The sequence below is a fragment of the Steroidobacteraceae bacterium genome, assembly GCA_041395505.1.
Classification (GTDB): Bacteria; Pseudomonadota; Gammaproteobacteria; order Steroidobacterales; family Steroidobacteraceae; genus JAWLAG01.
Map to the genome: position 1 here is coordinate 684,729 of JAWLAG010000001.1, position 25,792 is coordinate 710,520.

A 25,792-nucleotide genomic window follows, 5' to 3' on the forward strand; every position below is an offset into this window, starting at 1 on the left:
CTGTTGATGCCATCACGGTCCGCGGCGCCTCAAACGGCGTAAATTATGCCCGATCGAAGTAGCATACACGCGAGGCGCGGGTGAATCGCGAAGAATTTACGGCCCTGGTCGAGCGGATGGAGGTGTTCGCCTCCGCCAATCCTGCGGCCTATCGGTGGCGGGTGCTCGCCTGGGCAGGCCTGGGCTATGGTTACCTGTTGCTGCTGATTGCCGGCTTGCTTGCGATCTGCGCGCTGCTGGTGCTCAGCCTGACCAAGCTGCGCTATCTCGGCATCAAGCTGCTGTATGTCCTGCTGCCCACGCTGTACATCGTAGCGCGATCACTTTGGGTGAGATTCGAGCCGCCCCAGGGTCCGCGCCTGCAACGTGAGGACGCGCCCGAACTATTCCAGGTCCTCGATGAGTTCCGCACCCGCCTGCGTACACCCAAGGTGCACGAGGTCGTAATCACACCGGAGCTCAATGCCGCCGTCGTGCAGATCCCGCGCCTCGGACCGATCGGCTGGTACCGCAACTACCTGCTGCTAGGGCTGCCATTGCTGAAAGGTCTCACCGTGCAGCAATTCCAGGCGGTGCTGGCGCACGAGCTCGGCCACCTCTCCGGCGGCCATGGGCGGGTTGGCAACTGGATCTATCGCCTGCGACGCATCTGGGAGCAGCTGGATGACCAATTGCAGGCGCATGCCGCCGCCGGCGCCGGCCTCATCCGACGGTTCTTCCATTGGTATTCGCCAAGGTTCAACGCCATTTCGTTCCCGCTCGCGCGCGCCAACGAATACGAAGCGGATGCAGCCTCGGTCCAGCTTACGTCGGCCAAGGCCGCCGCGCAGGCCTTGACCGGTGTCAATGTGTTGGCAAGCTACCTCGATCAGAAATACTGGCCGACGATACATGCTGCGGCCAAGGACCAGGCGGAGCCGAGTTTCTCTCCGTACACGCAATTCCTTGCCAGCGACCTGCGCACGGTGCCGCAGGGGGAGTGCGAACAGTGGCAGGCGCGCGCGTTGGCGCGCGCGACGACCCATGCCGATACCCATCCGTCGCTATCCGACCGACTTCGCGCGATCGGTGCGCCCGCGGAATTTGCGCCGCCGGGACCAGGTGCAGGTGCGGATCGGTTGCTGTCGGCCGCCATGCCGCGGCTCGAGGCGCAGTTCGATCAGGAGTGGCGCGAGCGCATCGCCGAGTCCTGGCAGCGCTTCCATGACGATACGCGCAAGGCGCGCGAACGTCTCGCGGAGCTTCGGCCACAGGCCGGGCAGGATCTTCCGATAGATCAAATGCTCGAACTGGCCGACCTGGAAGAGCGTGTGGGCGATGGCGAGTCGCGGGCCCTGGCGTTGCGCCAGGCGGCGGTGGAACGTCATCCGGACTCGATCGATGCGCGTTTCGTTCTGGCACGGCAGCAGCTGCAGGCGCAGGATGCGGCGGGCATTACGCCGCTCGAACAGATCTGCGCCGGCCACCTTGCCTATGGTGCGGCTGCCGCGGAAGTGCTGCGCGACTATTACTGGCAACGTGGCGAGAGCAACAAGGCGCATGCATGGCACGATCGCCATGTCGAGCTTGCTGCAAGCCTGAACGCCGCGCGTCGCGAGCGGGATGTCCTGTTGACCAGCGACAGCTATCTGCCGCATGGCCTCGATGAAGCAACGGTTGCCAGGCTGGTGGCGCAGCTTGCCGGACTCGCACATCTGCGCCGCGTCTACCTGGTGCGCAAGCAGACACGCTATTTTGTCGAGCACCCGTTTTATGTACTTGGTTTCTCCTGTTCTCGTTGGCCGGGATTCGTCGATGAGGGCAAGGTGGCCGAGACGCAGCACAACATCCGGGAGCAGCTCGAGTTTCCCGGCGAGACGATGATCGTCAGCACCGACCGCCCCAATCGTGAGTGGGCACGGCTTCTGCGCCGTGTCAGCGGCGCACGCATACTCTAAACAGCGCGGGATTGGCCCAAGATGCCGGCACCGCTCGTATTGAGCATCGATTAATTGTCTGCGATGATCAGCCGATGGGGCGTCGTAACCAGCACTCGCGTGCAGAACTCAAGGACATGGCGTTGCGCGCGGCGGCGGAGATCGTGGAGGCACAGGGTAGTGCTGCGCTTGGCATGCGCGAAGTCGCGCGCCGCATCGGCTACACCGTCGGCAGCATGTACATGATATTCACCAATCTCGATGACCTGATCGTGCACCTCAACGAACAGACCGTTACCGAACTGCAGCGATCGCTCGAGCAGGTTGCGAACAAGTCGCACGATCCCGCGCACCGGCTGCGATTGATGTCGGCGGCCTACCTGGGATTTGCGCTGCTGCATACGCACCGCTGGCGGCTCGTCTTCGAACACCGGCTGCCAGTCGGCCAGAAGGCACCGGCGAGTTATCGCGGCCACACCGAAGCCATTTTTGCGCTGGTACGCGACGCGCTGGAGCAACTGCAGGCATCGAACCCGCCCGGTGCGACCGAGACGCTGGCGACGGCGTTATGGAGCGGCGTACATGGTATTTGCATGCTGGCTGTCACCGGGAAGCTCCAGGTGGGTGGTCGTGCATCGGTGCAGGCGCTGATCGACGTGCTGTTGGATCGCTTGTTGCACGCGGATGGCGCAACGCCATCGCGGCAATGAATTACGTCCCGGCAATCGTCGCGAGCAGTGAATAGGAACGCAACCGCGCATCCGTGTCGTAGATATTGCTGACGATGAGCAGCTCGTCGGCCTGCGTTGCCGCGACGAGGGCTTCGATGCCCTTGCGCACCGTGGCCGGCGACCCGACCACGGCGCTGCGCAGCATGCGGTTTGCCATGGCCTTCTCGGCCGGACTCCAGAATTGTTCGATGTCATCGATGGGCGGGCGCTGCCGGCCCCGCTGGCCGCGATGCAGAAGCGCGAAACCCTGCTGCACGGTGGTGAACAACCGCGCGGCCTCGTTGTCCGTGTCCGCGACCACGATGTTGACCCCGAGCATCACATGCGGTCGCTGCAATTTGCCCTGCGCTACGAACTGCTCACGGTAAAGCTGCAGTGCCTCATGGAGCGCATCGGGCGCGAAATGTGCAGCGAATGCGTAGGGCAGCCCCAGTGCGGCGGCAACCTGCGCGCCATAGAGGCTCGAGCCCAGGATCCACAACGGCACCTGGGTGCCGCCACCGGGCACGGCCTGGATCAACTGACCGGGCTCGACAGGTCCGAGCAAGGATTGCAGTTCCTTGACGTCGTAAACGAAGTGTTCCGCGCTGCGCGGATCGCGGCGCATTGCCCGCAGCGTCGTCTGATCGGTGCCAGGCGCGCGCCCGAGACCCAGGTCGATGCGCCCGGGGTAGAGCGACTCCAGGGTGCCGAATTGCTCGGCGATGAGCAGCGGCGCGTGGTTCGGCAGCATGATGCCGCCCGCGCCGATGCGAATGCGCTCGGTGCCGCCGGCAAGGTAGCCCATGACGACGCTGGTGGCGGCGCTCGCTATTCCCGGCATGTTGTGATGTTCCGCCACCCAGAAGCGCTGGTAACCGAGTTTCTCGGTATGTCGCGCAAGTGCGAGGCTGCGCGGCAGGGCATCCCGCGGTGTCTCGCCTTCACGCACGGGCACCAGATCGAGGACACCTAGAGGAAGCATGCGGTGGACCCATGAAAACGGTTATCTGCTACTTTATCGTCATTACCAATGGTGATGCCCATGTACGTCGAGCGAATCTGTATTGCGCGCGCGCCGGGTGGCGACCTCGTCGAGCTCGAATCGGTCGAGCTGGTCGCGGGTCAGGGAATCGTGGGCGATCGCTATTTCGGCAGGCGCGTGGAGCCGGGCCAGAATCTGACCCTGGTGGCCGCGGAGCAGATCCTGGCCATCAATGCCGAGTACGGCACGACCTACGACCTGCTCGCGACACGGCGCAATCTGGTCACGCGCGGGGTGGACCTTAACACATTGATAGGAAAAGAATTTTCTGTTGGCGCGGCGCGCCTCATCGGTGTCGAGCTCTGCGAGCCCTGCGCCACGCTTGGCAAACGCCTCGCGGGCTCCGGGCGCCCGCCTGCACGCGTCGTGAAACAATTCCTGCACCGGGCAGGGCTGCGCGCGGACATTGTGGCCGGCGGCGCCATTCGCCGCGGCGATCCATTGTCCATCCCGGTCAGTCCGAGCTGACGTCGCGGCGCATCGACTTGACGCGGCTGCGCCGCGTCTTCTGTTGCAGCCGCCGTTCCACCGATGCACGTGTAGGTCGCGTTGCGCGGCGAAGCTTCGGTTCGACGAGCGCCGTTGCCACCAGGCGCGCGAGCCTGGTGATGGCAGCCCTGCGGTTGGCATCCTGGCTGCGATGGCTGTGCGAGTCGATGACAATCCATCCCGAAGTGTTGAGTCGCCGTCCCGCAAGCCGGCCGAGGCGCGCTTTGACTGGCGCGGTGAGCACGGTGCTGCCTGCGAGGTCGAACCGCAGCTGCACGGCCGTGGCGACCTTGTTGACGTTCTGGCCGCCAGGCCCGCTCGCACGTACGAAACTCAATTGGTATTCGTTGTCGGGAATGACGACAGATCCGGCAACGATGGGCATGGGCGGCTCAGGTGGGGCTTGCGGTGGACTCTAGCCGAGTGGCGACTTCGACTCGCCGTGTGGCGGCAGGATTCGCAATTCGCGCTGCGCGACCGGGATGCGTATGCCATTGTCGCGGAACAGTCGCCAGATGCTGCGATTGACGTCCGAGCGAACGTTGTTGACGCCATTCATCGGATCGCGGATCCAGAACCTGACCTCGACGCGCATGCCATAGTCTTCGAACGCCATCAGGCGCGAAACCGGTGCGGGTTCGAGCAGTATGCGCGGATGATTGCGCGCCGCCTCGAGCAGCACCTTGAGTGCAAGCTCCGGGTCGTCGTCGTAGCTGATCATCACCGGCAGTCGCAGGCGCACGCGCTGATCGGAGTAGCTCCAGTTGATGACCGAATTGGTGATGAGGTTCTGATTCGGCACCAGCGTCTCGACACCATCGCGGTCACGCACGACGACGTAGCGGCCGCGCAGCTCCTCGACCCAGCCGAAATTCTCGGTGCTGGTGCCGGTGGTCCCGGTGAAACTGATGACATCGCCTGGTTTGATCGACTTGTCCATCAGCAATACGAAGCCGCTGACAAAATTGCTGGCAATTGCCTGCAGGCCGAAACCGAGGCCAAGTCCGACAGCGCCCGTGAGCACCGTGAGTGTCGAGAGGTTGACGCCGGCGGCGTTTATGCCGAGCAGGATGCCCAGGCTGACGAGCGAAAAGAACAGGAACTTCGAGATGCCGATGCGGGTCGATATCGCGATGCCATCGAGCCGCATGATGCGTTGCTCGGCGAATCTCGCGATCAGGCTCGTGACGACGCCGAAGGCCGTTACGACCACCATGCCCTTCAGCAATGCCCAGACAGTGAACTTCGCGCCCGGCAGCAGGTTGATGCCATTGAGAAAGCGCTCGATGCCATCGAACCAGCCGAGCAGCTCGAAGCCGAGCAGCAGCCACAGCACTACGGTGACGGCTGTCTCCCAGCCAATCAGCCAGGATTTGGGCCCAAGTCCCATGCGCAGAAGGAAGACCCCGACCCGCACCAGCGCGAGGGCGCCGATCAGCTGCAAGCTGGCATCGATGATCGTTGCCGGCATGCCAGCCCGGCCCGCGACCGACTTCAGGATGGCAACGATTGCGAGCGCAATCACCAGCGGCGCAAGTATCGCCACGAGCTCCGCGATACGTGTCTGCCAGCGCGGCTGGTGCTTGATCGCGCGCAGGCGCGCATACCAGATGCGCGCGAAATGCGCGCTCACGAAAGCGACCGCGAGCGCGACCGCGATGGCGATGACCTGCGCGATGAATTCCGGCTGTGTCAGGCCGCGAACGAGGTTTTGCAGGCTGCTGAGGGATTTTTCCATTGCAGTGGCTGGGCGGGCTCCGGAACGTTAGGCGTTGAGGTCAGGTATGAGCTCGCTCTCCAGGCGGGCAATCTGGTCCTTCAGCACCAGTTTGCGCTTCTTGAGGCGCGAGAGCTGCAATTCGTCGATCCGCGAATCGAGTGCAAGACGCGAAATCACGTCGTCCAGATCGCGATGTTCGATGCGCAGCTGGCGCAGCTTCTCGAAGTTGCGAAACAACTCTCGATCGACATTGTCCTTTGGGTCTTTGGTTTCGGTCATGCTGGAGTGGTTCAGCAGCGCGCGATCTGGCGCGCCAGGGAGCGCGTTCCGGGCGCTAGCTTATCGAAGCGGCCGAGACGGTTCCATTTGATTTGTGGATCGTGGAAATCCGACCCCAGGCTGAGCGCGAGCCCGGCGTCCCCTGCCAGCCGAGCGCAGCGCTCGGCATCGCTGTTGTCGCTCTCGATGGCCGCGCCTCCTGCCTTGGCGAACTCTCCGAGCAATGAACGCAATGCGCCGGCGCTCAGCCGGTAACGCGATGGATGCGCGATGACAGCGTTGCCTCCCGCGTCGCGCAGCAGCGCCATCGTCGTCTCGATGGCGGGCCAGTCATCGGCGATGTGACCGGCGCTGCCGGGCCCGAGCAGTCGTGCGAAGGCATCGCTGATCGAGCGCGCATGCCCCTGCGCGACGAGCGCGCGCGCGAGATGAGCGCGGGTCGGCAGCGGATTCTCCTCCAGCACCGTGCGCGCGAGCTCACGCCCGGGCAGCCGCGCGCGCCGCGTCAGGCGCTCGCCGATCGCCTCGGTCCGCGCAATTCGCTGTGCGCACAGGGCCTGGCAATGTGCGCGCAATGCGCTCGCGCCGGGATCGATGCCGATACCGAGGATGTGAATGGTACGGCCGCGCCACAGGGTCGAAAGCTCGATGCCGGCGAGCAGCTCCAGGGGCGTGTCGCGTGCAGCGGCGGCCGCGCTCTCGCAACCGGCCATGGTGTCGTGGTCGGTGAGTGCCATCAGTTCGACGCCGGCGGCGAGTGCCTGCGCCACCAGCTCCGCGGGCGTCAACACGCCGTCCGAGGCCGTGCTATGTGTGTGAAGGTCGACGATCAATGTCGCCTATCATAGCGCCATGATTCGCTGGTCCGACATCGATCTGGTATTCCTCGACCTCGACGGTACGCTCCTCGATCTGGCATATGACAACTACATCTGGCTCGCGCGTGTCCCCGAGATCTATGCCGAGCGGGAAGGACTGTCGATCGCCGAGGCTGGCGCGCGCCTCGCGCCGCGTTTTCGCGCGCACATGGGCACGCTCAATTGGTATTCGCTCGAGTTCTGGAGCGACGAACTCGGCATCGACTTGGTGGCGTTGCATCGCGCTGAAAGCCATCGGATTGCCTGGTTACCCGGTGCGCGCCGATTTCTCGAACAAATGAGGGAGCGCGGCAAGGCGCTGGTGCTGCTTACCAATTCGCATCCGATCACCCTCGAGATCAAGGATGCGGCGGCGGGCATCGCCGGGTTCTTCGACGCCATGTACAGCTCGGCACGACTGGGCGCACCGAAGGAAAGCGACCTCTTCTGGCCGAACTTGCAACAGCAATGGCCGTACAGGCCCGAGCGCTGCTTCTTCGCCGATGACAGCCTGCCGGTGCTGGAGGCTGCGCGGCGCGCGGGCATTGCTCAGACGGTGCAGATCTCCCGCCCCGATTCCTCGCGAGCGAGCAATCCCGCGGCGCATTTCAAGGCTTCCGAACGGCTCGTCGATCTGCTCGATTGAATCAGCGCCGATTGCCGGCGGAACGCGACTGGCCGCGACGGCCACGCTGGCCGCGGCCAGCGCGCGTATCGTTGCCCCGACCCTGGCCTGGCCGGCCAGCGCGCGGCGGGCGTCGTTGCGCAGAATGCGCAGGTACGGTGATATCGGCGAGGAGCTCCGGGCTGATGCTGCTGACCGGAATCTTGTGGCCGATGTAGTCCTCGATGTCGGGCAAGGCAACGGCAAACTCTTCGCAGCCGAAACTGATGGCATCGCCCACCGCGCCAGCGCGTGCCGTCCGGCCGATGCGGTGCACATAGTCGGCGCTGTCCTGCGGCAGGTCGAAATTGACGACGTGACTGACATCCGGGATATGCAGCCCCCGCGATGCGACGTCCGTTGCGATCAGCACGGCGAGCTCGCCGCTGTGGAAATTCTGCAGCAGTCGCAGCCTCTTGCGTTGCGGCACATCGCCGGACAGCGCCATCGCCGACAGTCCATTGGCCTGCAACACGGATTCCAGGCGCTCGGCCATGCGTCGGGTATTGACGAACACCATGGTGCGCGTGGCGCCGGTCTGGCGCAGGAGCCCCACCAGCAGCGGGATCTTCTCTTCCATTGACGGAAAGTAGATGCACTGGCGCACCCGATCGACGGTGACCCGATCGGGTTCGATACGCACCAGCTCGGGATTGTTCATGTGCTCGTATGCGAGTTCCATGACGCGATGCGAGAGCGTCGCCGAGAACAGCATCGATTGGCGTCGATCGGGGCGCGGCAGCCGCCGCAGGATGTAACGGATGTCGGCAATGAAGCCGAGATCGAACATGCGATCCGCTTCATCGAGGGTCATGATCTCGACCTGGCGCAGGTCGAACACGTGTTGTTTGAAATAGTCGATGAGCCGGCCCGGCGTGCCGATGAGGATGTCGCGGCCGGAACCCAGTTCGGCACGCTGCTTCTCGTAGTCGGTGCCGCCGAAGACCACTGCCGTACTGAGCCCGGTGTGTTTGCCGAGCACCAGTGCGTCATTGTGAATCTGGACGGCGAGCTCGCGAGTTGGCGCGATGACGAGCGCGCGTATGCTGGAGGAGCCTGGCGAGCGCGTACGGCCCGAGCGCAGGAGGTTCTGGTAGATGGCAAGCAGGAACGCCGCCGTCTTGCCGGTGCCGGTCTGGGCCTGGCCCGCGACATCACGGCCGGCAAGCGCGATCGGCAGCGTCTGCGCCTGGATCGGCGTGCAGTAGCGAAAGCCCGCGTCGGCGACGCCTTGCTCCAATCGCGAGTCGAGACCCAGGCTTGCAAATGCAAGTTCGGACAAATGCTCGGATGACATGGGTTAACCAATAGCTGGCTGTGCGGGCCGGGGCAAACCACCCGGAGCAAGCCGTGAAGGGGGCACTTGCAAAACGGCCCGAGACCCGTTAAAAATGACTACATTACCTGGCCGCTCTGGCCGTGCCTGTGGGTCAACCCAGGCATTCTGTAAATCAAACACGGTACAAATTCCGCAATTCGTCGAGTCGCAAGTTCAGGCCGTTTCAATTTTCGCAAACCGCGAGTCTAACCGTTAAGTCGTGCCACGTGGCACTGTCGAACCCCAAATCAACCATCTTTTTTCTCTTTTCTTCCTCTCCTGGGAGGTAAATTTACGTGACTAGTCAGCACATTGTGCACACCACCGATGCCACCTTCGCCACGGACGTGCTGCAGGCGAACAAGCCTGTCCTGCTCGATTTCTGGGCCGAGTGGTGCGGACCCTGCAAGATGATTGCCGGAATCCTCGATGAGATCGCGACGGAATACAAAGACCGCGTGACCATCGCCAAACTCAATATCGACGAGAATCCGGCGACACCTCCGAAGTTCGGCATCCGCGGTATTCCAACGCTGATCCTGTTCAAGAACGGCAGCGTCGAGGCACAAAAGGTCGGCGCGCTGTCGAAGTCGCAGCTGGCCGCATTCCTGGACAGCAACCTGTGAGAGGCTATTTGGGTAACCAGGGCCGCAGCGGCGGCGGGGGCGGCGGCCAGAAGAGTCGCCGGCATCGTGGTGATCGCGACCCGAATCGCGGCAACCGGCACAACGGCAATGTCGGCGGTTTTCGCGACGAGCCGATGGAGCCGATGGAAGTCGACGAGTCGGAAATTATCAGCCCCGCAGAGTTGGCGCAGTCGCGCAACTCGATGAACCTGACGGATCTCAAGTCGCGGCCGATCAGTGATCTGGTGTCGATGGCCGAGTCCATGGGCCTCGAGAACATGGCCCGGTCGCGCAAACAGGACATCATTTTCTCCATCCTCAAGGCCCATGCGCGCAAGGGCGAGGACATCTACGGCGACGGCGTGCTCGAGATCCTGCAGGATGGCTTCGGCTTCCTGCGCTCTGCCGACAGTTCCTATCTGGCAGGCCCCGACGACATCTATGTATCGCCGTCTCAGATCCGAAGATTCAATCTGCGCACCGGCGATACCATTTCCGGCCTGATCCGGCCGCCGAAGGACGGGGAGCGGTATTTTGCGCTGCTCAAGGTCGGCGAAATCAATTTCGACTCACCGGACAGCTCGCGCAACAAGGTCCTGTTCGAGAACCTGACGCCACTGCATCCGACCAAGCGGCTGAAGCTCGAGCGCGGCAACGGTTCGACCGAGGACCTCACCGCCCGCACCATCGACCTGGTCGCGCCCATCGGCAAGGGTCAGCGCGGACTGATCGTCTCGCCGCCCAAGGCCGGCAAGACGATGCTGTTGCAGAACATCGCAACCTCCATCACCGCCAACCAGCCCGAGGTCTATTTGATCGTACTGCTGATCGACGAGCGGCCCGAAGAGGTCACGGAGATGCAGCGCACGGTCAAGGGCGAGGTCGTGTCCTCCACGTTCGACGAACCCGCGGCCCGGCACGTGCAGGTCGCCGAGATGGTCATCGAAAAGGCGAAACGCCTGGTCGAGCACAAGAAGGACGTGGTGATTCTGCTCGATTCGATCACGCGCCTCGCCCGTGCCTACAACACGGTCGTGCCATCGTCCGGCAAGGTGCTGACGGGCGGCGTCGATGCGAATGCCCTGCAGCGGCCGAAGCGATTCTTCGGCGCCGCACGCAATATCGAAGAGGGCGGCAGCCTCACGATCCTTGCGACCGCGCTGATCGATACCGGCTCGAAGATGGACGACGTCATCTACGAGGAGTTCAAGGGCACGGGCAACAGCGAAATCCACCTCGACCGGCGTATCGCCGAGAAGCGCGTGTTCCCGGCAGTCAACATCAATCGTTCCGGCACCCGCAAGGAAGAGTTGATCACCGACGCCGGCGAGCTCGCCAAGATCTGGATCCTGCGCAAACTCCTGCATCCGATGGACGAGCTCGCGGCAATCGAGTTCCTGCTCGACAAGATGAAAGACACCAAGACCAACGCCGAGTTCTTCGATGCCATGAAGCGCTGAGCGCCGCCAACTGCATCACAGTATTGGCGGTTCGCGCGACCGACTTGGCGTCGCAGCACAGCGACTGCTGGCATCCTTGCCAGGCTTGGTGGATCATGGCCGGGCGCTCGCGCTTTGTTGACTGAGGAGATTTCGATGCGTGCCATGGCCGCAGCCGCTTCGTTGTGGCTGGCATTGTTGTCTTTGCCTGGCATGGCACAGCAGCGGCCTGCACCGCCGCCAGTGCCGAGTCCGATTACGGACCATTTCTACATGCGCGGCGGCTATTACGGCCCTTCGCTGTCGACCGAGCTGCGGCTCGATCCCCAGGGCGGCCTGCAAGGCACAGAGCTATCAGCGGAAAACGATCTGGCGCTCGATAACAAAGCGGACCAGGGTCGCATCGAGATGATGTTCCGCATGCGCGAGCGCAACAAGCTGCGGGTCGATTATTTCAAACTTGACCGTTTTGGCGACACGACACTCGATCGCAGCATCGTCTTCGGTGACCAGACCTTCAATGTAACCGACCGGGTACAGACCGATTTCAACTGGCGCATGCTGGGCTTCACCTACAGTTACTCCCTGCTCAAGCGCGAACGCATGGAAATGGGACTTGGCCTCGGGCTGCATCTCCTCGAAGCGCAGACCCGGGGCGAGGTCAGGGCACGTAACATCGAAGAAGAAGCCTCCGGTGTCGGAGCCTTTCCGACGGTCGCCGTCGATGCGGCGTATCGCATCACCCGACGCTTCGCACTCACGGCGCGCGGCCAGTACTTCAGCGCCAGCATCAACGATTTCGACGGCTCGCTCGGCGACTATCACGCCGATGTGCAATTTCGCTGGCGGCCAAACCTCGCCTTTGGCCTTGGCTACACGGCCATACGCGCCAAACTGGTCGTGACCGGCCAGAACAATCCTGGCCGGTTCGTGCTCGACAGCAAGGGCCCGGAAGCCTTCTTCCGTGTCAGTTTCTAGCGCCTGATTCCAGCTTCACCCGCCACGGCTCTCGAGCGCCCGTCCTTCACGGTGCCTGGCGGTGAGTGGTTGGCGATTGACCGTCGCAACCGCGGCGTCGGTTGCCTCGTCGACACAACGCTGCAAAGCGGCGCGCTCATCCAGACGTCGTGCATCACCCTTGTCGCAGACGAGTTTCGCGGCGGCGCGGATCCGTTGGTAGAGCGTTTCGATGCCCGCGCTATGCTCGAGGTTGAGGTCGGCATAGTGCACGATGCGGGTCGGCTCCGGCTGGCTCGCCTGCAATAGCGGCGCTGCGAGGAGCGCGGCTGCGAACAAGCCTGTCGCAAGAGCGCGATGGTGGGCGGCGGACAGATTACGTGAATTCATGACAGTCGTTCTCCTCGTGTGAAGGGCGAGATGGAGGGGAGACGCCTGGGGACACGCGTTCCTTGCATTTGATTAGATGCAACCGCGAGCGAATCGGTTGCGGCGCCGGGCACGGCTGGCCGGGCGTTGGTCCCGCCGTCATCCCGTGTATGGGCGGTTGGTCAACGCTCGTTGCGAGCGATCAGGAACTCTGGGACAACCTCGTCCGCCAGGTCATCGTCATTGGCGACGGCCGGATCGACGACCAGGCGCATCACGCGCTCGTCGTCGACATCATCGAGCGGCGCTGGCGTCGCGGTGGCGAATCCCTGCTGGAAATCGACGCCGAGTGCCGCGAGCAGGGTTTCCTCTGCGGCATCGTCGATACGTTTGGCGACACTGTGTACGCCCGATACCCGCGCCATCTGCGCGATGCCGGCGATCCGCGCCTGCGCCGCCTTCACCTCGGCGAGGGCCAGCGTCAATGTGCGATCCACCTTGACGAGGCGCAGGCCAGGAAGCGACAGCAGGTCGGCACTGCGCTCGTGCAGCGAGAAATTGTCGATCACGAGGCCCGCCCCAGCGCGCTCCACAGCCGCAGCGAAATGTTCGGTGCGCTGCATGTGTTCAAGCGCATGCGCCTGATCGATTTCGAAGGCGATCAGGCCGTGCGGCAGCCCCGACTTCTCGATACAAAGCGCTGCAAACTTCAGGAAATGTTGATCGCGCAGGGACGTGTTGGAAAGATTCATCGAGAACTGTGCGGGCTCCTGGTTCCAGATTTCGCTCCGGGTTCGCAACCACAACACGAGCTCGCGAAGGACGCGCCGATCGAGCACAGAGCCAAGGCCCCGCGCGTCGGCATCGCGAAGGAGCGCCGCAGGCGCGCTGGCATCGGCTTCGGCGTCGGCTGCCCGCAGCAGGACTTCGTAGCGACGGATGCGAATGCCGCTTTGCATGGGCGTGAGGCGCTGGGCGAACAGCGCCAGCGGGAATTCGCGCAGTTGTGCGAAATACCGGTCGATGTCGGCATCGGCGACGGTCGGGCCGCTGTCGAGAAGTTGATCGGCGCCTTGTTCATCGATGGCAACGGGCTCGGCGCCGAAGGCCGCGCATAGTTGAACCTTTTCGCCCCACTCGCGCACGGCGCGCGTCACCGGGACAGGCAGGTCGGCCGCGGCGCGCCCCTTGCCGCGCAGCCGGCGGTTATCCACCATCAGCATGGCGAATCCGGTGAAGTCGAAATTCTCGTTGGTCGCGCGCAGCAGCACGGCGGTGCGCTCTCCCTGCACCGAATGATCGATGCGGGCAGGCGCACCCTGACCGGTGAAACCTTCGAGTGCCGTGCGTATTCCTTCGCGCTCGCTCGGTCCCAGCACTTCGCCATTGTGCCAATGCACATGACCGCGGGCGTCGTGCAGGGAAATGCCGCGCGCAAACATCATCGGCAGGGACGCGACGATGCGCTGCCCGTAGGTAGCGGCAAGGACTTCCGCCTCGGATCGAGTGGCGACCGGGCCCGCGGTGACCGATGACATAAGCGGGCACCTTACCGCGCCCCTGTGACGGTCGTATGTGACCCTGGTCTAGGCTTGGCGATTTGGTGCTGCGGCGGGGCCGGGGCGTGGTCCCGATCGTGGGCTCACAGGCGGGCGAGGGCCCTGTGCCCGATGTCGCGCCGAAACTGCATGCCCGGCCAGTGGATTTCCTCGACAAGGCGGTAGGCTGCCTGTTGCGCCGCGCGGATGTCGACGCCCGATCCGACGGCGCATAACACCCGCCCACCGTCGGTGACGACCTCGTCGCCGACAAGGCGCGTCGCGGCGTGAAAGACCTTGCCCGGCAACCGCGCGGCTGCGGCGAGGCCTTCGACGACATCACCCTTGCGCACCGTGGCCGGATAGCCTGCGGCGGCCAGTACCACGCCGAGCGTCGCCTCGGGTCGCCATTCGGCTTTCATTCCGGCGAGCCGGGAGTCGAGCGCTGCATCGCACAGCTCGGTCAGATCCGACTGCATGCGATACATGATCGGCTGCGTTTCCGGATCTCCGAACCGGCAGTTGAACTCGAGCACGTTGGGCGTGCCGTCGGCGGCGATCATGATGCCGGCATAAAGGAACCCGAGATAGGGCGTGCCGTCGCTCGCAAGAGCGCGGATCGTCGGTTCGATGACCTCGCGCATGATGCGCTCGTGCATGCCCTGGTCGACGACCGGCGCCGGCGAATAGGCGCCCATGCCGCCGGTGTTCGGGCCCTGATCGCCGTCGTCGCGTCGCTTGTGATCCTGTGACGTTGCCAGTGGCACGATGGACTCGCCATCGGTCATGACGATGAAGCTCGCTTCCTCGCCCTCCAGAAACTCCTCGATGACGATTTCATTGCCGGCCTCGCCGAAACCACCGCTGAACATGTCATCGACGGCCGCGACGGCCTCGACCGCCGTTTGGGCGATAATGACGCCCTTGCCAGCAGCCAGCCCGCTCGCCTTGACGACGATGGGCAGGCGCTGCCGCAGCAGCCACTGTCGATCGAAATCGTTCCGCGTGAACCGTCGATAGGCGGCCGTCGGTATGCCGTGGCGCTGCAGGAAGGATTTGGTGTAGGCCTTCGATCCTTCGAGCTGGGCCGCAGCGGCGTCGGGGCCAAAGCAGCGCAGGCCCGCTGCCTTGAAGGTATCGACCACGCCCGCAACGAGCGGTGCTTCGGGCCCGACGATGGTCAGCGCGATCTGCTCCCGCTTTGCAAGCGCCACCAGTCCGGGCAGATCCTCGGCCGAGACAGCGACATTGCGCATGCGCGGCTCGCCTGCCGTGCCGGCGTTGCCCGGCGCGACCAATACCTCGCTGACGCGACTCGATTGGGCGCATTTCCAGGCGAGGGCATGTTCGCGGCCGCCACCACCAATGACCAGCACTTTCATCTTGGACATGGGCGGTTCATTGGGGCTATGAGACAGGTGCTAGTGCCTGAAATGGCGCACGCCGGTGAATAGCATCGCCATGCCATGCTCGTTCGCCGCGGCGATGACTTCGTCATCCCGCTTCGAGCCACCTGGCTGTATGACTGCGCGGATACCAAACCCGGCCGCCGTGTCGATGCCATCGCGGAATGGGAAGAAGGCATCGGAAGCCATGACCGCGCCGGCCACGGCAATGTTCTCATCGGTCGCCTTGATGGCGGCAATTCGCGTCGAGTACACACGGCTCATCTGTCCGGCGCCGACGCCGACCGTGGCGCGATCCCTTGCAAAGACGATGGCATTGGATTTGACGAACTGGCAAACCTGCCAGGCGAATTCGAGATCGCCGAGTTCCTCCTTACCGGGCACCCGTTGCGAGACGATTTTGAAATCCCCTGGGCGCAGCGTCAGTTCGTCACTCGTCTGCGCCAATAGACCGCCGTTGACGCTGCGATATTCGAGGCGCGCAATGCCGGGCCCGAGCTCGCCGGTCGCAAGGACGCGCAGATTCGGCTTGCCAGCGAGCAGCGTCAGTGCCGCGGTCGAGAATGACGGCGCTGCCAGCACCTCGATGAACTGGCGTTCGATCATCAGGCGCGCCGTCACCTCGTCGATCTCGCGGTTGCAGGCAATGATGCCGCCGAAAGCGGAGGTCGGATCCGTCCGGTACGCCGCCTCGTAGGCAGCGGCGAGATCGTTGCGGACGGCGACGCCGCAGGGATTCGCATGCTTGACGATCACGCAGGCGGGCGCCGCAAAGCGTCGTGCACACTCGATCGCGGTGTCGGCATCGGCGATGTTGTTGTACGAAAGCTCCTTGCCCTGCAGGAGCCTCGCGCTACCCACGCCATTTCCAGCCGGGTCGCGATAGAACGCCGCCTGCTGGTGCGGGTTTTCGCCGTAGCGCAACGGCAGCAACCGTTTGAATGCCAGGGTGAGGGTTTCGGGCAGCTCGACGGCAGGGGCAGCGCCGCCTTGCGTATTCAGATAGGCGGCGACCATGGTGTCGTAGGCTGCGGTATGCGCATAGGCCTTGGCGGCAAGGCGCCGCCGCAGGCTGGCATCAGTTTCGCCGCTGGCGCGCAGGGCGGCGAGTACCGCCGCGTAATCCGTCGGATCGACCAGGACGGTCACCGCGTCGTGATTTTTCGCGGCCGCTCGCACCATGGCAGGGCCGCCGATATCGATGTTCTCGATGGCTTCGGCCACGCTGCAGTCGGCGCGTGCGACCGTCTGCGCGAACGGGTAGAGGTTCACGGCCAGCAGATCGATCGCCGCAATCCCGTGGTCGGCCATCACCTGCTCGTCGATACCGCGCCGGCCGAGCAGGCCGCCGTGGATCAGCGGGTGCAGTGTCTTGACGCGCCCGCCCATGATTTCCGGAAAACCCGTGTGGCTTGCCACGTCCTTGACTGCGATGCCTGCTGCGGTGAGCGCAGCGGCAGTGCCGCCGGTGGAGATGATTTCGATGCCGAGCGCTGCAAGGCCCTGCGCGAACTCGACGATGCCGCTTTTGTCGGAAACCGACAGTAATGCCCGTCGCACCTGCATCACCGCCGCCGGCTCAGTGCGTGAGGCCGAACTGGCGCATTTTCTTGCGCAATGTGCCGCGATTGATGCCAAGGATGTCCGCGGCACGGCTCTGGTTGCCGTCGACGTGGCGCAGTACGGCGCGAAAGAGCGGTTCCTCGACTTCGCGGATGACGAGGTTGTACAGGTCCGCAGGACGATGACCGTTCAACGTTTCGAAGTAGCTCGACAAGGCCTTTTCCGTATGCCGGCGCAGCGGCACCGAGACATGACCATTGGCCGTCGTCTTCTTGGCAATCATTCGCGCATCGTCCCCAACCGTTATCGCCCGACATTCTTCTTATGCGGCTTCGCTGTCCTGCCCGGAGCGGGTGTCCAGCAGCCGTTGCGCACATTTGAATTGTTCTGCAGTCGTCGCGCAAGCGAGTAATGCACTTCGCAAGAGCGATGCCGCCTGCAACGACTGACAATACCAATTCAGGTGTTTGCGCGCGATCCGGAGTCCGCCTGCTTCGCCATGAAATGCGTAGATGGATTCCAGGTGCCGCAAAATAATATCATGCTTGTACTTGCGCGAAAGCGAATGCGCCGTTGAATTGGTCGCGAGATGACTATTGACATCGCGGAAAATCCACGGCTGGCCGTGCGCCGCGCGCCCGATCATGACAGCGTTTGCGCCACTGCGCGCAATTACATCTTGCGCGACCGCGCCATTGGTGATATCGCCGTTGGCAATCACCGGAATATCGAGGGATGCACGCAGTCGCGCCGCCGTGTCGTGCTCGGCGTTGCCCTGGTAGAAATCACAACGCGTCCGGCCGTGAACGGCAATCATCGCGATGCCCGCCTGCGCCGCGCGGGTGGCGACCTCGACGGCATTGCGCGATGCCACATCCCAACCGGTGCGCATTTTGAGCGTTACCGGGACGTCGACCGCCCCCACGACCGCTGCGATGATCCGCAGCGCGAGCTCCGGCTCGCGCAGCAAAGCGGACCCGCAGGCGCGATTGCAGACCTTCTTGGCCGGACAACCCATGTTGATGTCGATGACTTCCGCCCCGAGATCCACATTGGCACGGGCGGCGAGCGCCATTTGGGTGGGGTCGGCGCCAGCCAACTGCACGATGCGCGGCGAGGGTTCGCCGGCATGATCCATCCGCAGTTGCGACTTGCGCGATCGCCACAGGCGCTGGTCCGAGCTCAGCATTTCGGCCACCGCGGCGGCGGCACCGAGCGAGCGGCACAGGATCCGAAATGGCCGGTCGGTCACTCCCGCCATGGGCGCGAGCCAGACATGACCATCGATGCGATGCTTGCCGAGGCGCAGCTCGCCGCTGGCGCCCTGGCGCGTGTTGAGCCGCGTCATTGCGCTGCTTGCAGGCCGTTGGCGCAGCGCAAGCCGTCGCGTAACGTGAGGCAGGCATCGACCTCGAAGCCGACGGCGTCGGTTCCCGGATCGGCCAGGACGATTTCAGCATCGATGCGCTCGCCGGGCGTCAACAGGCTCGCTGCCGCCGCCGGGCGCTGCAGATACTCCTTCGGCTCGAGATTGCGTGCCGCGATCGATTTGCCGAAGCGATCCTGAACCGTCAGGCGCAGCACCGGATAGGGCTGAGCCTGTGCGGCCGCATTGGCGACGCTCGCCCTGACCACCAACGCCTTTCGCACCGGGTCGGTATCCGCGCCGAGCTGCCGCACGTCGTACTTTGCGACATCGAAGGTCGAGCGCAGGGGGTGGCCGACGGCGCTGTAGAATGCGCGCACGCCGTTGCCGAAGGCGGCCGTGCCCGCGAGTGCATCGCGGCTGGCATGAAACAACTGCGCCGTGAGCAGCACGCCGAGCAAGGCGGCGCCGCTGCGCTGCAGCAACCGTCGCCGCCTTGCGGTCGTTTCCTCGATCTGCTCTGCGGCGAAGTCCTCGCCATCCCCGGGTTCGGCGGGCACGGCATGAGTAGCGCTCGCCTTGACGTACTCGTCGTTGGCGGCTGGCAGATCATCGACGTCGATTTCGGACGCGGAGTCGTTGGCCCCGCCGGATTCGAGCACCCAGACGTCTTCGGCCTCGACGGCCGGCGCGTCAGCAACATCGAACTCGTCCTCGATCAGGTAGAAACCCGAACTCGAAGTGCCTTCGCCCTGCTGCGATTCGCCGTCCGGCTCGTCGACTTCCGCCTCGTTGGCTTCCGCTTCGAGCACGATGTTCTCGAATGTTCCGGTCGCGTGATCATCGGCCTGCGCTTCTGGCTCGATGAACACCTGTCGCACATCGCTCATCTCGGGATGGAATTCGAGATCTTCATCGTCGGGCTCTGCGACGGCCAGCGGTCCTGCCGGCTCCGGGGCAGTCTCCTGCACCGGTTGCGCAGCGGCCAGCTGCGCCGGCACCGTGGGCGACAGCGGCGTCGGTGCCGAGCCGACCTCGTCGTGCAATGAGGGCAGGGCGTTGAACACGCTGACGCAGCGGCCGCAGCGCACATAGCCTCGACCGGCCCGCAGATCGGCAGCGGTCAGCGCCAGGGTGAGGGCGCACTTGGGACAAATCGTATACATGCGACCGATCAGCGACGGATTCCGGCGAGACAGATCCACTCGTTCTGCCTGTCCGAAAGACGCATATCAAACCACGGGCGGTAGGCCTCTGTCACGGCGGCCTGCTGCTCGGCCAGTATCCCGGCAAGCACGATCCGCCCGCCCGATCGCAGGCGCGTGGACAGGTATGCGGCGAGTTCCACCAGCGTGTTTGCGAGTATGTTGGCCAGCAGGAGATCGCAATCGTCTGGCAAGCCGCGTGCAGCATCGTGTATCCGAAGTCGCTCGAGACAGTCGTTCGCGATGGCATTGCAGCGCGTGGCCGCGAGCGCCTGCGGATCGATGTCGTAGGCGTCGGCACGGGCTGCGCCAAGGCGCAGGGCTGCGATCGCGAGTATCCCGGAGCCGCAGCCGTAGTCGAGCACGCGATCGCCCGGGTGGAGCTGCCCGTCCAGCCATTCGAGGCACATGCGCGTGCTCTCGTGCGTGCCGGTGCCGAATGCGAGTCCCGGGTCGAGATTGACCACGCAGGCGCCGGGCTCGCGCACGGGATCGTGGGTCGGCGCGATCCAGAGTCGCCGCCCGAAGCGCATGGCGCGAAAATCGCGCAACCACTCCCGCTCCCAGGCGCGATTGGCGACGCTGCGTGCGAGCAGCTCCGAGACCTCACAACCGCAATCCCGCGCCAGACGCGGCAGCAGCGTCACATCGACGGCCTCCGCCGCGAACAGGGCTTCGATGCGCGCGTCGGACCATAACGGCTGCGTACCCGGGGCAGGTTCGAGTATTGGTTCATCGGCGGCATCGAAGTAGCTGACGGCGAGCGCGCCGGCCGCGAAGAAGTGCTGTTCGCATATGCTGGCATCGCGCCCGCGCAGGCGCAGCCCTATCGACAGAAAGGCATCGTTCACTTCAGGCCGAGGCGACGTGCTTCAGGTCTGGTATGGATCTCTGGCCGCCGTTCTGGAATGCCGCATGACTGAAGATTTCTGGTGCAGGGCGATATTCGTCTTGATACCCTCGACGACCATTTCCCGCGAGCGCATTGCATCGCACGATCGCGGTCGCGCGCGAATCTCCGTACGCGATGATCTTCGCAACCAGCGAGATCAATAGTAGGACGCTTGCTGTGATCCATATGGCTATCGACCCGCTGCGGGACCTTGGCAGGTGCCACCTCTTCTGGTCGAGGCGCAGTTCTTGGCGTCGCCTCAGCGTGGTCAGCATTCGGTCGCCAGCGCCGCAGCTGGATCGGACTGGCTGGAACATGGTTAAGCGCCACCACGATCCCCAGTTACGGCTACAAGGTCAGTCCGGTGCGGCTTCATCCACCGGGATACTCGACTGGATGCAGATATTATTCGATCAGCGAACCATTATCCTGGTAGAGGAATTCAGGCGTACCCAACGCCACCGATAGCCGACCTGTGCCCAGAACCACGACGACCTCATCACCATCAGCGCGGTCTCGGCGCCGACACCGGCTGGTGCTACCTCGACACGCTGGTGGCGGCGCATCGAGCAGTCCATCCACCCGATGCGGCACGTACCGCAATTGTCGGCGATGACGCAGACTCGATGTACTCGGCCGCTCGAGAACTTTCCATGCCAGACCTATTCGTGCCGAAGAGCGCTTGAGCGCTTGCTACGTCAGGGTGATCATTCTGGCATCGCGTCGCTAGCACGGCACGCTACCCGCAGCCACCGCCACCGCCAGTACCAGTAATCGGACTTCGCCGATCATTGCGATAAAATGTTTTTATATCATCTTTCGTGATCCACCGAGCTGGCACAAGTACCATGCTCAGTCATGATCCTGATAGCAAGACCCATCGCCGGATGCGTGGTGTTGAAGACGAAACCGCTGTTCTCGACACGCTCGGCAAAATCCGCGTTCTCCGACGAACCCGTAGCCCGGATGGATCGCGACGGCGTCGGTGACTTCCGCTGGCGCTGATGATGGCGGGCATGTTGGGGGTAGCTCTGCGTCGATTAGGGCGGACCAATGCAGACCGATTCGTCCGCCAACTTTATGCTTCAGGTTGTAATCGGCCGTCAGGTCACGGCCACGGTCTTGATGCCGAGTTCCCGGCAGGCACGCGGATCCCAGCGCAATTTCGCCGCGGTTGGCGATGACGATCTTATCGAGCGGCTCGGCCGCTCGATCACGAACAGCGGCGACGATACCGGGTCGCCATTGTTGGCGAGGATCGACGTGGGCGGCCGGCACTTCTCTCCGCCTCGATCTGGTTCATCATCTTCATTGCTTCGATGATGCAAAGCACCTGGCCGACCTTCACTTCATCGCCAATCGAGACGAAGGACTTGGCGCCGGGTGTGGGAGCCGCATAGAAGGTCCCGACCATCGGTGCGGTCACGACGAGGTCATTGTCGTTGCCGCCGGCGGGCGCCGCGCTTGCAGCACCGGCCGCCGGCTCTGCGGCGGCGCCTGGCGGATGCGCCGCGGGCACGGCGATATTGGGCAGCGCATATTGCGTGGTCACGGCACCGGTCGGCATGCGGCTGATGCGCACCGCCTCCTCGCCCTCCTTGATTTCTATCTCGGCGATCCCGGATTCCTCCAAAAGCTCGATGAGCTTCTTGACCTTGCGGATATCCATTTTGACTGATCCCCTTTTTTTCTAATGCTGGTTGCCGGGCGCTTGAGCGAGCCGCAACGCTATGGCACGCAGGGCGAGCTCATAGCCTTGCGGGCCGAGGCCGCAAATGACGCCGATCGCGACGTCCGAGAAATACGACTTGTGACGAAAGGACTCGCGCGCGTGGATATTCGACAGATGCACTTCGATGAACGGAACGCCCGTGGCGAGCAGCGCATCGCGCAGCGACACGCTGCTATGTGTGAGGCCGCCCGGATTGATCACGATGCAGGCCACGCCATCGCGCTTTGCCTGGTGGATCGCGTCGATCAACTCGTGCTCGGCATTGCTCTGCAGGGCGTCGAGCTCGAGTCCAAGCTCGCGCGCGAGCGACCGGCAGCGCCGGGTGATGTCCTCGAGCGTCGCCCGGCCATAAATGTCGACTTCGCGCTGGCCCAGAAGATTGAGGTTCGGGCCATTCACCAGCAGCACCCGGGGGCTCATGGCGCGCGGCAGCCCGAGGGCGCCCTGTCGTTATGAGGCAACATATTCAAGATCGTGGAATCTACACGATCGGTGCAAATTTGCACGTTTTCGCCGCAAGATAGGTGCAGTAAGCGCTATTTGGCTGAATTTTCCGCCGTGTTCCGGCTGCGTTCCAGAGCCAACCGGGTCAGTTCGAGACTGATGGCTGTGCGGGCTTGCATCAGGTCGAGGCGCCCGTCGTCAACCTTATCTATCTGATTGATAATAAATTTTGCCTCATCGGCATGCAATTCCCCGATCTTGGTTGCAACGATTCGTGAGCTGCGATCGGCGAATACCGTGAATGGAAAGACCGGCTGGACGCCAAAGGCATCGACAGCCGCCAGGCCGTCGTCCTCGCCGACCAGCACCGGGTAGCGGATCCCGACTTCATCGGCGAACCGGCGTACCTCGTCCATGAAGTCGACGGCAATCCCAACCACCCGCAGGTCGGAGCGCTCGTTTGCGAGCGTCATCAACAGGGGGATTTCGCGGCGGCAGGGCGCGCACCAGGTCGCCCAGAAATTGACCAGGAGGGGGCCGTTTCCCGCAAACTCGGCGAGACTGTGCTTCTGTCCATCGAGGCCGGCGAGCGCGATGGCCGGAAGTGTCTCCGGAACGCCGCGGCCGCTGCTGGCAGGCGCCGAATCGTCCGTCTGTTGCATCGAAGCTGGCTCATTCGCTGTGATTTGTATCTTGGGTGAAACAAAAGTGCGGGCGAACCAGAATCCCAAGGCGGCCATGCAGACGACCAGCAGCACGGCGGGCAGGTGCCTGGCCCCTGGACGAGGCGGCATGGGCGGCTTGGAAGGAGAGTCGGACTCGCGCAAGCGCCCAGTATAACCAAGGGCGGGCGTCGCGCCGCCGGCTGCGCCAATTCGGGAGCGGCGGTTCAGTCGCTGGTCGCGCGCCTTGCGAGCGGTGCGAACTCGGCGGCGGGCATGAAGCCGACCACACGGAAATTCTTGCGCTCGACCCCGTCCCGGCCATAGAACGCGATCGTCGGCGGCCCGAAGATCCCGAAGTGCTTGAGGAGTGCCTGGTCTTCGGGGTCATTCTTTGTAACGTCAGCCTGCAAAAGGCGAACTCGCCCAAGCCCTTGCTGCACCGCAGCGTCGGTGAACGTGTACTTTTCCATTTCCTTGCAGGACACACACCAGTCCGCATAGAAATCCAGCATGACACCCTGGCCCGCGGCACTCGCCCCCCGCACGGCTGCATCGAGATCCGCGACGGTCTTGATGCGCTCGAACGCGAGGCCCTGTGCATGCGTCCTGGCGACCCAGGGCGCGAGCGGATCCGTCGCGCCGCGTACGGCACCGCCGACGAGCAGCAGCCCATAGGCAGCCGCAGCGAGCGCGACCGTTCGCGCCACAAGTCGCGTCGACGACTTGCGGGTCGTCGCGCGCAGCAGGATCACGGCCAGGGCAAAGGCGGGCACCGCCCACAGCAATAACTGCCAGCGCTCGGGAAGGATGCGCGCGAACATCCAGGCAGCGACGGCGAGCATCAGCACGCCGAAGAGCTGCTTGACGGTCTCCATCCAGGCGCCAGCGCGCGGCAACAGATGGCCGGCCGATGCGCCGACCACCAACAATGGCGCGCCCATGCCGATACTCATGGCAAACAGGGCGCTGCCGCCGCGCACGACATCGCCGCCCTGGCCGATGACTGCGAGCGTGGCAACGAGCGGCGGCGCGACACAGGCCGTGACGATCAGCGCCGACAACGCGCCCATGATGGCTGTGCCAATGAATGTGCCGCCGGCCTGGGCATTGCTGGCTGCCGTGAGCCGCGACTGGATCGCCGCCGGCATCTGCAAGGTGTAGCCGCCGAACATGGCGACAGCGAGCGCAACGAACAGGAGCCCGAAGAGCACGATGATCCAGGTCTGCTGGAAAATAGCCTGCACCTGTTGGCCGGCGGCGGCTGCGGCGATGCCGGCGAGGGTATTGGTGAAGGCCATGCCGAGAACGTAGGTGAGCGAGAGCGCGAACGAGCGACCTGCCGTGACCCGCTCGCCCTGGCCGGCGATGATGCCGGAGAGGATAGGAATCATCGGTAGCACGCAAGGCGTGAAGGCGAGCAAGAGCCCCAGGCCCAGAAACGTGGCCAGCATCAGGGCGAAATTGCCGTTTTGCACGAGCGCCGCGAGTCGATCCTGTTCGGAGACGAACGCATCGCTACCCCCATTGCCGCCGGATGCACCGACCGCCTGGTCCGTCGCTGGAAGCTCGACGGTGAAATCGCGGGTCGTCGGCGGATAGCACAGGCCCGCTTCGGCGCATCCCTGAAACCCGACGCTGAGCACCACCTTCACGGCGGGCCCGGCGCGGCGGGAGACCGGCAGCTTGATGCTGAGGTGGTCGTGGTAGACCTCCTGGACGCCGAAGTATTCGTCTTCCTTGGTTTCGCCTTTGGGTAGCACCATCGCACCCAGGTGAATCGCCGGCGAATCGCTCTTCACGCTGAGCCTTTCGCGATAGAGGTAATACCCGGGCGCAATCAGGACTTCGATGGCCACGCGGTCGGCGCTGTCGGCGCTCGCCAGAATCCGGAAGGCATCGTCGACGGGGAGGAATTCGTCCGCGCCACCGCCGCCGCTCATGATGCGCGACAGGCCGTCGCTTGCTGCCACTGCACCGGCAGCCGGCGCCTGTGTGAGCGCGACCGTGGTGCGCCAGGTCTGCGGCGGATAGCACAGTCCGGCATCGGCACAACCCTGCAGTTTCAGCAGCAGTGGCAAGGAAGCCGGTGCATCGCCGTCATGCAGCACTCTCGCGGTCACGGTGAATTGGCCGCGGAAGATGGTCTGCTTGCCGAAATATTCATCCTCGTGAATTTCCCCTGCGGGGAATTCGGCCGTATCGAGGCGCACGGCGGGATCTTCGCTCGCGACGGACATGCGATCCCGGTAGAGGTAGTACCCGGGCGCGACCTGCCACTTGACCGCAACATTCCCGCCATCACTCGACACGCTGTAGCGGAACGCATCCTCTACCGGAATGAAGTCATCCTCCGCGGCAGTGCCCACCGCGGCCACCAGGAGCAAAAGAACAGCGAGGAGCGAAGAATTCCGCTTGAACATAATCACCTGACCCGTTTCGAGTGGGCGAAATTGCGCTTCGAGGCCGCCCAAGCAATGACCGATCCACTCATGATGGCAGCTATAGACCGCTGCGGCCGCGCCTTGTTGCGCAATTCATCATGCGGGGGGCTTGAAATCCAACGCGCTGCCCCTATCATTAGCAGCCAACGTC

The 25,792-nt window shown here is 63.9% G+C and carries 27 protein-coding genes; 9 read left to right on the forward strand and 18 right to left on the reverse strand.

Annotation, left to right across the window (positions count from 1 at the left end; translation table 11 throughout):
• The first annotated feature begins 80 nt into the window (after window positions 1-80).
• Both R3E77_03155 and R3E77_03160 read left to right on the forward strand, forming a co-directional pair.
• Window positions 81-1,937 carry a M48 family metalloprotease gene (locus R3E77_03155; protein MEZ5498411.1) on the forward strand — a complete coding sequence of 619 codons (1,857 nt, stop codon included), beginning with the start codon at window positions 81-83 and terminating at the stop codon, window positions 1,935-1,937.
• A gap of 74 nt (window positions 1,938-2,011) precedes the next feature.
• Window positions 2,012-2,626 carry a TetR/AcrR family transcriptional regulator gene (locus R3E77_03160; protein ID MEZ5498412.1) on the forward strand — a complete coding sequence of 205 codons (615 nt, stop codon included), beginning with the start codon at window positions 2,012-2,014 and terminating at the stop codon, window positions 2,624-2,626.
• Window position 2,627: 1 nt separating this feature from the next.
• Here the strand turns inward: R3E77_03160 and R3E77_03165 are convergent, their stop codons facing one another.
• Entirely contained in the window at window positions 2,628-3,611 is a 984-nt protein-coding gene (locus tag R3E77_03165) for an LLM class flavin-dependent oxidoreductase (GenBank protein MEZ5498413.1), read from the reverse strand.
• 60 nt (window positions 3,612-3,671) lie between these two features.
• On the opposite strand from R3E77_03165, the gene R3E77_03170 reads away from it, so the two are divergent.
• Entirely contained in the window at window positions 3,672-4,139 is a 468-nt protein-coding gene (locus R3E77_03170; GenBank protein ID MEZ5498414.1) for an MOSC domain-containing protein, read from the forward strand.
• Here R3E77_03170 and arfB read toward each other — a convergent pair.
• Genes arfB through R3E77_03190 form a run of 4 tightly spaced genes read right to left on the reverse strand, consistent with a single transcriptional unit; the run spans window position 4,126 to window position 6,992 of the window.
• Complete coding sequence (gene arfB, locus R3E77_03175) at window positions 4,126-4,545, reverse strand: alternative ribosome rescue aminoacyl-tRNA hydrolase ArfB (GenBank protein ID MEZ5498415.1); 420 nt, start codon at window positions 4,543-4,545, stop codon at window positions 4,126-4,128. The genes R3E77_03170 and arfB overlap by 14 nt on opposite strands.
• Window positions 4,546-4,575: 30 nt before the next feature.
• Window positions 4,576-5,898 carry a mechanosensitive ion channel gene (locus tag R3E77_03180; GenBank protein ID MEZ5498416.1) on the reverse strand — a complete coding sequence of 441 codons (1,323 nt, stop codon included), beginning with the start codon at window positions 5,896-5,898 and terminating at the stop codon, window positions 4,576-4,578.
• A 27-nt stretch (window positions 5,899-5,925) separates the two neighbouring features.
• Window positions 5,926-6,159: a YdcH family protein gene (locus R3E77_03185; GenBank protein MEZ5498417.1), complete on the reverse strand. Its 234-nt coding sequence runs from the start codon at window positions 6,157-6,159 to the stop codon at window positions 5,926-5,928.
• Window positions 6,160-6,170: 11 nt separating this feature from the next.
• Window positions 6,171-6,992 (reverse strand): PHP domain-containing protein, encoded by an 822-nt coding sequence (locus R3E77_03190; protein ID MEZ5498418.1) that lies wholly within the window; start codon window positions 6,990-6,992, stop codon window positions 6,171-6,173.
• Between the two features lie 19 nt (window positions 6,993-7,011).
• On the opposite strand from R3E77_03190, the gene R3E77_03195 reads away from it, so the two are divergent.
• Window positions 7,012-7,662, forward strand: coding sequence for an HAD-IA family hydrolase (locus R3E77_03195; protein MEZ5498419.1), 651 nt, complete (start codon window positions 7,012-7,014; stop codon window positions 7,660-7,662).
• Window position 7,663: 1 nt separating this feature from the next.
• Here the strand turns inward: R3E77_03195 and R3E77_03200 are convergent, their stop codons facing one another.
• Window positions 7,664-8,977, reverse strand: a complete 1,314-nt coding sequence (locus tag R3E77_03200) for a DEAD/DEAH box helicase (GenBank protein ID MEZ5498420.1) — start codon at window positions 8,975-8,977, stop codon at window positions 7,664-7,666.
• 317 nt (window positions 8,978-9,294) lie between these two features.
• Between R3E77_03200 and trxA the strand changes: the two genes are divergently transcribed.
• The 3 genes from trxA to R3E77_03215 all read left to right on the forward strand — a co-directional run bounded on the left by trxA (window position 9,295) and on the right by R3E77_03215 (window position 12,041).
• A complete protein-coding gene (gene trxA, locus R3E77_03205; GenBank protein ID MEZ5498421.1) occupies window positions 9,295-9,624 on the forward strand; it encodes a thioredoxin TrxA in 330 nt (109 codons plus the stop codon).
• 203 nt (window positions 9,625-9,827) lie between these two features.
• Window positions 9,828-11,084, forward strand: coding sequence for a transcription termination factor Rho (gene rho / locus R3E77_03210; protein ID MEZ5498422.1), 1,257 nt, complete (start codon window positions 9,828-9,830; stop codon window positions 11,082-11,084).
• Window positions 11,085-11,219: 135 nt separating this feature from the next.
• Window positions 11,220-12,041, forward strand: a complete 822-nt coding sequence (locus R3E77_03215; GenBank protein MEZ5498423.1) for a hypothetical protein — start codon at window positions 11,220-11,222, stop codon at window positions 12,039-12,041.
• Between the two features lie 15 nt (window positions 12,042-12,056).
• Here the strand turns inward: R3E77_03215 and R3E77_03220 are convergent, their stop codons facing one another.
• The 8 genes from R3E77_03220 to prmA form a co-directional block, all read right to left on the reverse strand.
• Complete coding sequence (locus R3E77_03220; protein MEZ5498424.1) at window positions 12,057-12,410, reverse strand: UrcA family protein; 354 nt, start codon at window positions 12,408-12,410, stop codon at window positions 12,057-12,059.
• Between the two features lie 161 nt (window positions 12,411-12,571).
• Entirely contained in the window at window positions 12,572-13,927 is a 1,356-nt protein-coding gene (locus tag R3E77_03225; protein MEZ5498425.1) for an EAL domain-containing protein, read from the reverse strand.
• A gap of 104 nt (window positions 13,928-14,031) precedes the next feature.
• The gene (gene purD / locus R3E77_03230; protein MEZ5498426.1) at window positions 14,032-15,318 is read right to left on the reverse strand and encodes a phosphoribosylamine--glycine ligase; all 1,287 of its coding nucleotides are present in this window, start codon (window positions 15,316-15,318) and stop codon (window positions 14,032-14,034) included.
• 30 nt (window positions 15,319-15,348) lie between these two features.
• Window positions 15,349-16,899 carry a bifunctional phosphoribosylaminoimidazolecarboxamide formyltransferase/IMP cyclohydrolase gene (purH, locus tag R3E77_03235; GenBank protein MEZ5498427.1) on the reverse strand — a complete coding sequence of 517 codons (1,551 nt, stop codon included), beginning with the start codon at window positions 16,897-16,899 and terminating at the stop codon, window positions 15,349-15,351.
• A 13-nt stretch (window positions 16,900-16,912) separates the two neighbouring features.
• Window positions 16,913-17,179, reverse strand: a complete 267-nt coding sequence (gene fis / locus R3E77_03240) for a DNA-binding transcriptional regulator Fis (GenBank protein MEZ5498428.1) — start codon at window positions 17,177-17,179, stop codon at window positions 16,913-16,915.
• Window positions 17,180-17,218: 39 nt separating this feature from the next.
• Window positions 17,219-18,244 (reverse strand): tRNA dihydrouridine synthase DusB, encoded by a 1,026-nt coding sequence (gene dusB, locus R3E77_03245; protein MEZ5498429.1) that lies wholly within the window; start codon window positions 18,242-18,244, stop codon window positions 17,219-17,221.
• Entirely contained in the window at window positions 18,241-19,428 is a 1,188-nt protein-coding gene (locus R3E77_03250) for a zinc-ribbon and DUF3426 domain-containing protein (protein MEZ5498430.1), read from the reverse strand. The genes dusB and R3E77_03250 overlap by 4 nt, the downstream gene beginning before the upstream one ends.
• 8 nt (window positions 19,429-19,436) lie before the next feature.
• Window positions 19,437-20,318 (reverse strand): 50S ribosomal protein L11 methyltransferase, encoded by an 882-nt coding sequence (gene prmA, locus R3E77_03255; GenBank protein MEZ5498431.1) that lies wholly within the window; start codon window positions 20,316-20,318, stop codon window positions 19,437-19,439.
• A gap of 64 nt (window positions 20,319-20,382) precedes the next feature.
• Between prmA and R3E77_03260 the strand changes: the two genes are divergently transcribed.
• Both R3E77_03260 and R3E77_03265 read left to right on the forward strand, forming a co-directional pair.
• Window positions 20,383-20,523 (forward strand): hypothetical protein, encoded by a 141-nt coding sequence (locus tag R3E77_03260; GenBank protein ID MEZ5498432.1) that lies wholly within the window; start codon window positions 20,383-20,385, stop codon window positions 20,521-20,523.
• A 694-nt stretch (window positions 20,524-21,217) separates the two neighbouring features.
• Window positions 21,218-21,364 (forward strand): hypothetical protein, encoded by a 147-nt coding sequence (locus tag R3E77_03265; protein ID MEZ5498433.1) that lies wholly within the window; start codon window positions 21,218-21,220, stop codon window positions 21,362-21,364.
• Window positions 21,365-21,572: 208 nt separating this feature from the next.
• On the opposite strand, the gene accB is transcribed toward R3E77_03265, so the two are convergent.
• The 4 genes from accB to dsbD form a co-directional block, all read right to left on the reverse strand.
• Window positions 21,573-22,028 carry an acetyl-CoA carboxylase biotin carboxyl carrier protein gene (accB, locus tag R3E77_03270; protein ID MEZ5498434.1) on the reverse strand — a complete coding sequence of 152 codons (456 nt, stop codon included), beginning with the start codon at window positions 22,026-22,028 and terminating at the stop codon, window positions 21,573-21,575.
• Between the two features lie 21 nt (window positions 22,029-22,049).
• On the reverse strand, window positions 22,050-22,511 hold the full coding sequence (gene aroQ, locus R3E77_03275; GenBank protein ID MEZ5498435.1) for a type II 3-dehydroquinate dehydratase: 462 nt from the start codon (window positions 22,509-22,511) through the stop codon (window positions 22,050-22,052).
• Window positions 22,512-22,627: 116 nt separating this feature from the next.
• Complete coding sequence (locus tag R3E77_03280) at window positions 22,628-23,197, reverse strand: TlpA disulfide reductase family protein (GenBank protein MEZ5498436.1); 570 nt, start codon at window positions 23,195-23,197, stop codon at window positions 22,628-22,630.
• Window positions 23,198-23,424: 227 nt separating this feature from the next.
• On the reverse strand, window positions 23,425-25,620 hold the full coding sequence (gene dsbD, locus R3E77_03285; protein MEZ5498437.1) for a protein-disulfide reductase DsbD: 2,196 nt from the start codon (window positions 25,618-25,620) through the stop codon (window positions 23,425-23,427).
• Window positions 25,621-25,792: the final 172 nt, after the last annotated feature.

Excerpts from the sequence above, each read along its gene's own strand:
- R3E77_03160 (MEZ5498412.1), top strand. The coding sequence starts at position 2,012 with ATGGGGCGTCGTAACCAGCACTCGCGTGCAGAACTCAAGGACATGGCG.
- R3E77_03165 (MEZ5498413.1), bottom strand. The coding sequence starts at position 3,611 with ATGCTTCCTCTAGGTGTCCTCGATCTGGTGCCCGTGCGTGAAGGCGAG.
- R3E77_03170 (MEZ5498414.1), top strand. The coding sequence starts at position 3,672 with ATGTACGTCGAGCGAATCTGTATTGCGCGCGCGCCGGGTGGCGACCTC.
- arfB (MEZ5498415.1), bottom strand. The coding sequence starts at position 4,545 with ATGCCCATCGTTGCCGGATCTGTCGTCATTCCCGACAACGAATACCAA.
- R3E77_03180 (MEZ5498416.1), bottom strand. The coding sequence starts at position 5,898 with ATGGAAAAATCCCTCAGCAGCCTGCAAAACCTCGTTCGCGGCCTGACA.
- R3E77_03185 (MEZ5498417.1), bottom strand. The coding sequence starts at position 6,159 with ATGACCGAAACCAAAGACCCAAAGGACAATGTCGATCGAGAGTTGTTT.
- R3E77_03195 (MEZ5498419.1), top strand. The coding sequence starts at position 7,012 with ATGATTCGCTGGTCCGACATCGATCTGGTATTCCTCGACCTCGACGGT.
- R3E77_03200 (MEZ5498420.1), bottom strand. The coding sequence starts at position 8,977 with ATGTCATCCGAGCATTTGTCCGAACTTGCATTTGCAAGCCTGGGTCTC.
- rho (MEZ5498422.1), top strand. The coding sequence starts at position 9,828 with ATGAACCTGACGGATCTCAAGTCGCGGCCGATCAGTGATCTGGTGTCG.
- R3E77_03215 (MEZ5498423.1), top strand. The coding sequence starts at position 11,220 with ATGCGTGCCATGGCCGCAGCCGCTTCGTTGTGGCTGGCATTGTTGTCT.
- R3E77_03220 (MEZ5498424.1), bottom strand. The coding sequence starts at position 12,410 with ATGAATTCACGTAATCTGTCCGCCGCCCACCATCGCGCTCTTGCGACA.
- R3E77_03225 (MEZ5498425.1), bottom strand. The coding sequence starts at position 13,927 with ATGTCATCGGTCACCGCGGGCCCGGTCGCCACTCGATCCGAGGCGGAA.
- purD (MEZ5498426.1), bottom strand. The coding sequence starts at position 15,318 with ATGTCCAAGATGAAAGTGCTGGTCATTGGTGGTGGCGGCCGCGAACAT.
- purH (MEZ5498427.1), bottom strand. The coding sequence starts at position 16,899 with ATGCAGGTGCGACGGGCATTACTGTCGGTTTCCGACAAAAGCGGCATC.
- fis (MEZ5498428.1), bottom strand. The coding sequence starts at position 17,179 with ATGATTGCCAAGAAGACGACGGCCAATGGTCATGTCTCGGTGCCGCTG.
- dusB (MEZ5498429.1), bottom strand. The coding sequence starts at position 18,244 with ATGACGCGGCTCAACACGCGCCAGGGCGCCAGCGGCGAGCTGCGCCTC.
- R3E77_03250 (MEZ5498430.1), bottom strand. The coding sequence starts at position 19,428 with ATGTATACGATTTGTCCCAAGTGCGCCCTCACCCTGGCGCTGACCGCT.
- R3E77_03260 (MEZ5498432.1), top strand. The coding sequence starts at position 20,383 with ATGACTGAAGATTTCTGGTGCAGGGCGATATTCGTCTTGATACCCTCG.
- R3E77_03265 (MEZ5498433.1), top strand. The coding sequence starts at position 21,218 with ATGATCCTGATAGCAAGACCCATCGCCGGATGCGTGGTGTTGAAGACG.
- accB (MEZ5498434.1), bottom strand. The coding sequence starts at position 22,028 with ATGGATATCCGCAAGGTCAAGAAGCTCATCGAGCTTTTGGAGGAATCC.
- aroQ (MEZ5498435.1), bottom strand. The coding sequence starts at position 22,511 with ATGAGCCCCCGGGTGCTGCTGGTGAATGGCCCGAACCTCAATCTTCTG.
- R3E77_03280 (MEZ5498436.1), bottom strand. The coding sequence starts at position 23,197 with ATGCAACAGACGGACGATTCGGCGCCTGCCAGCAGCGGCCGCGGCGTT.
- dsbD (MEZ5498437.1), bottom strand. The coding sequence starts at position 25,620 with ATGTTCAAGCGGAATTCTTCGCTCCTCGCTGTTCTTTTGCTCCTGGTG.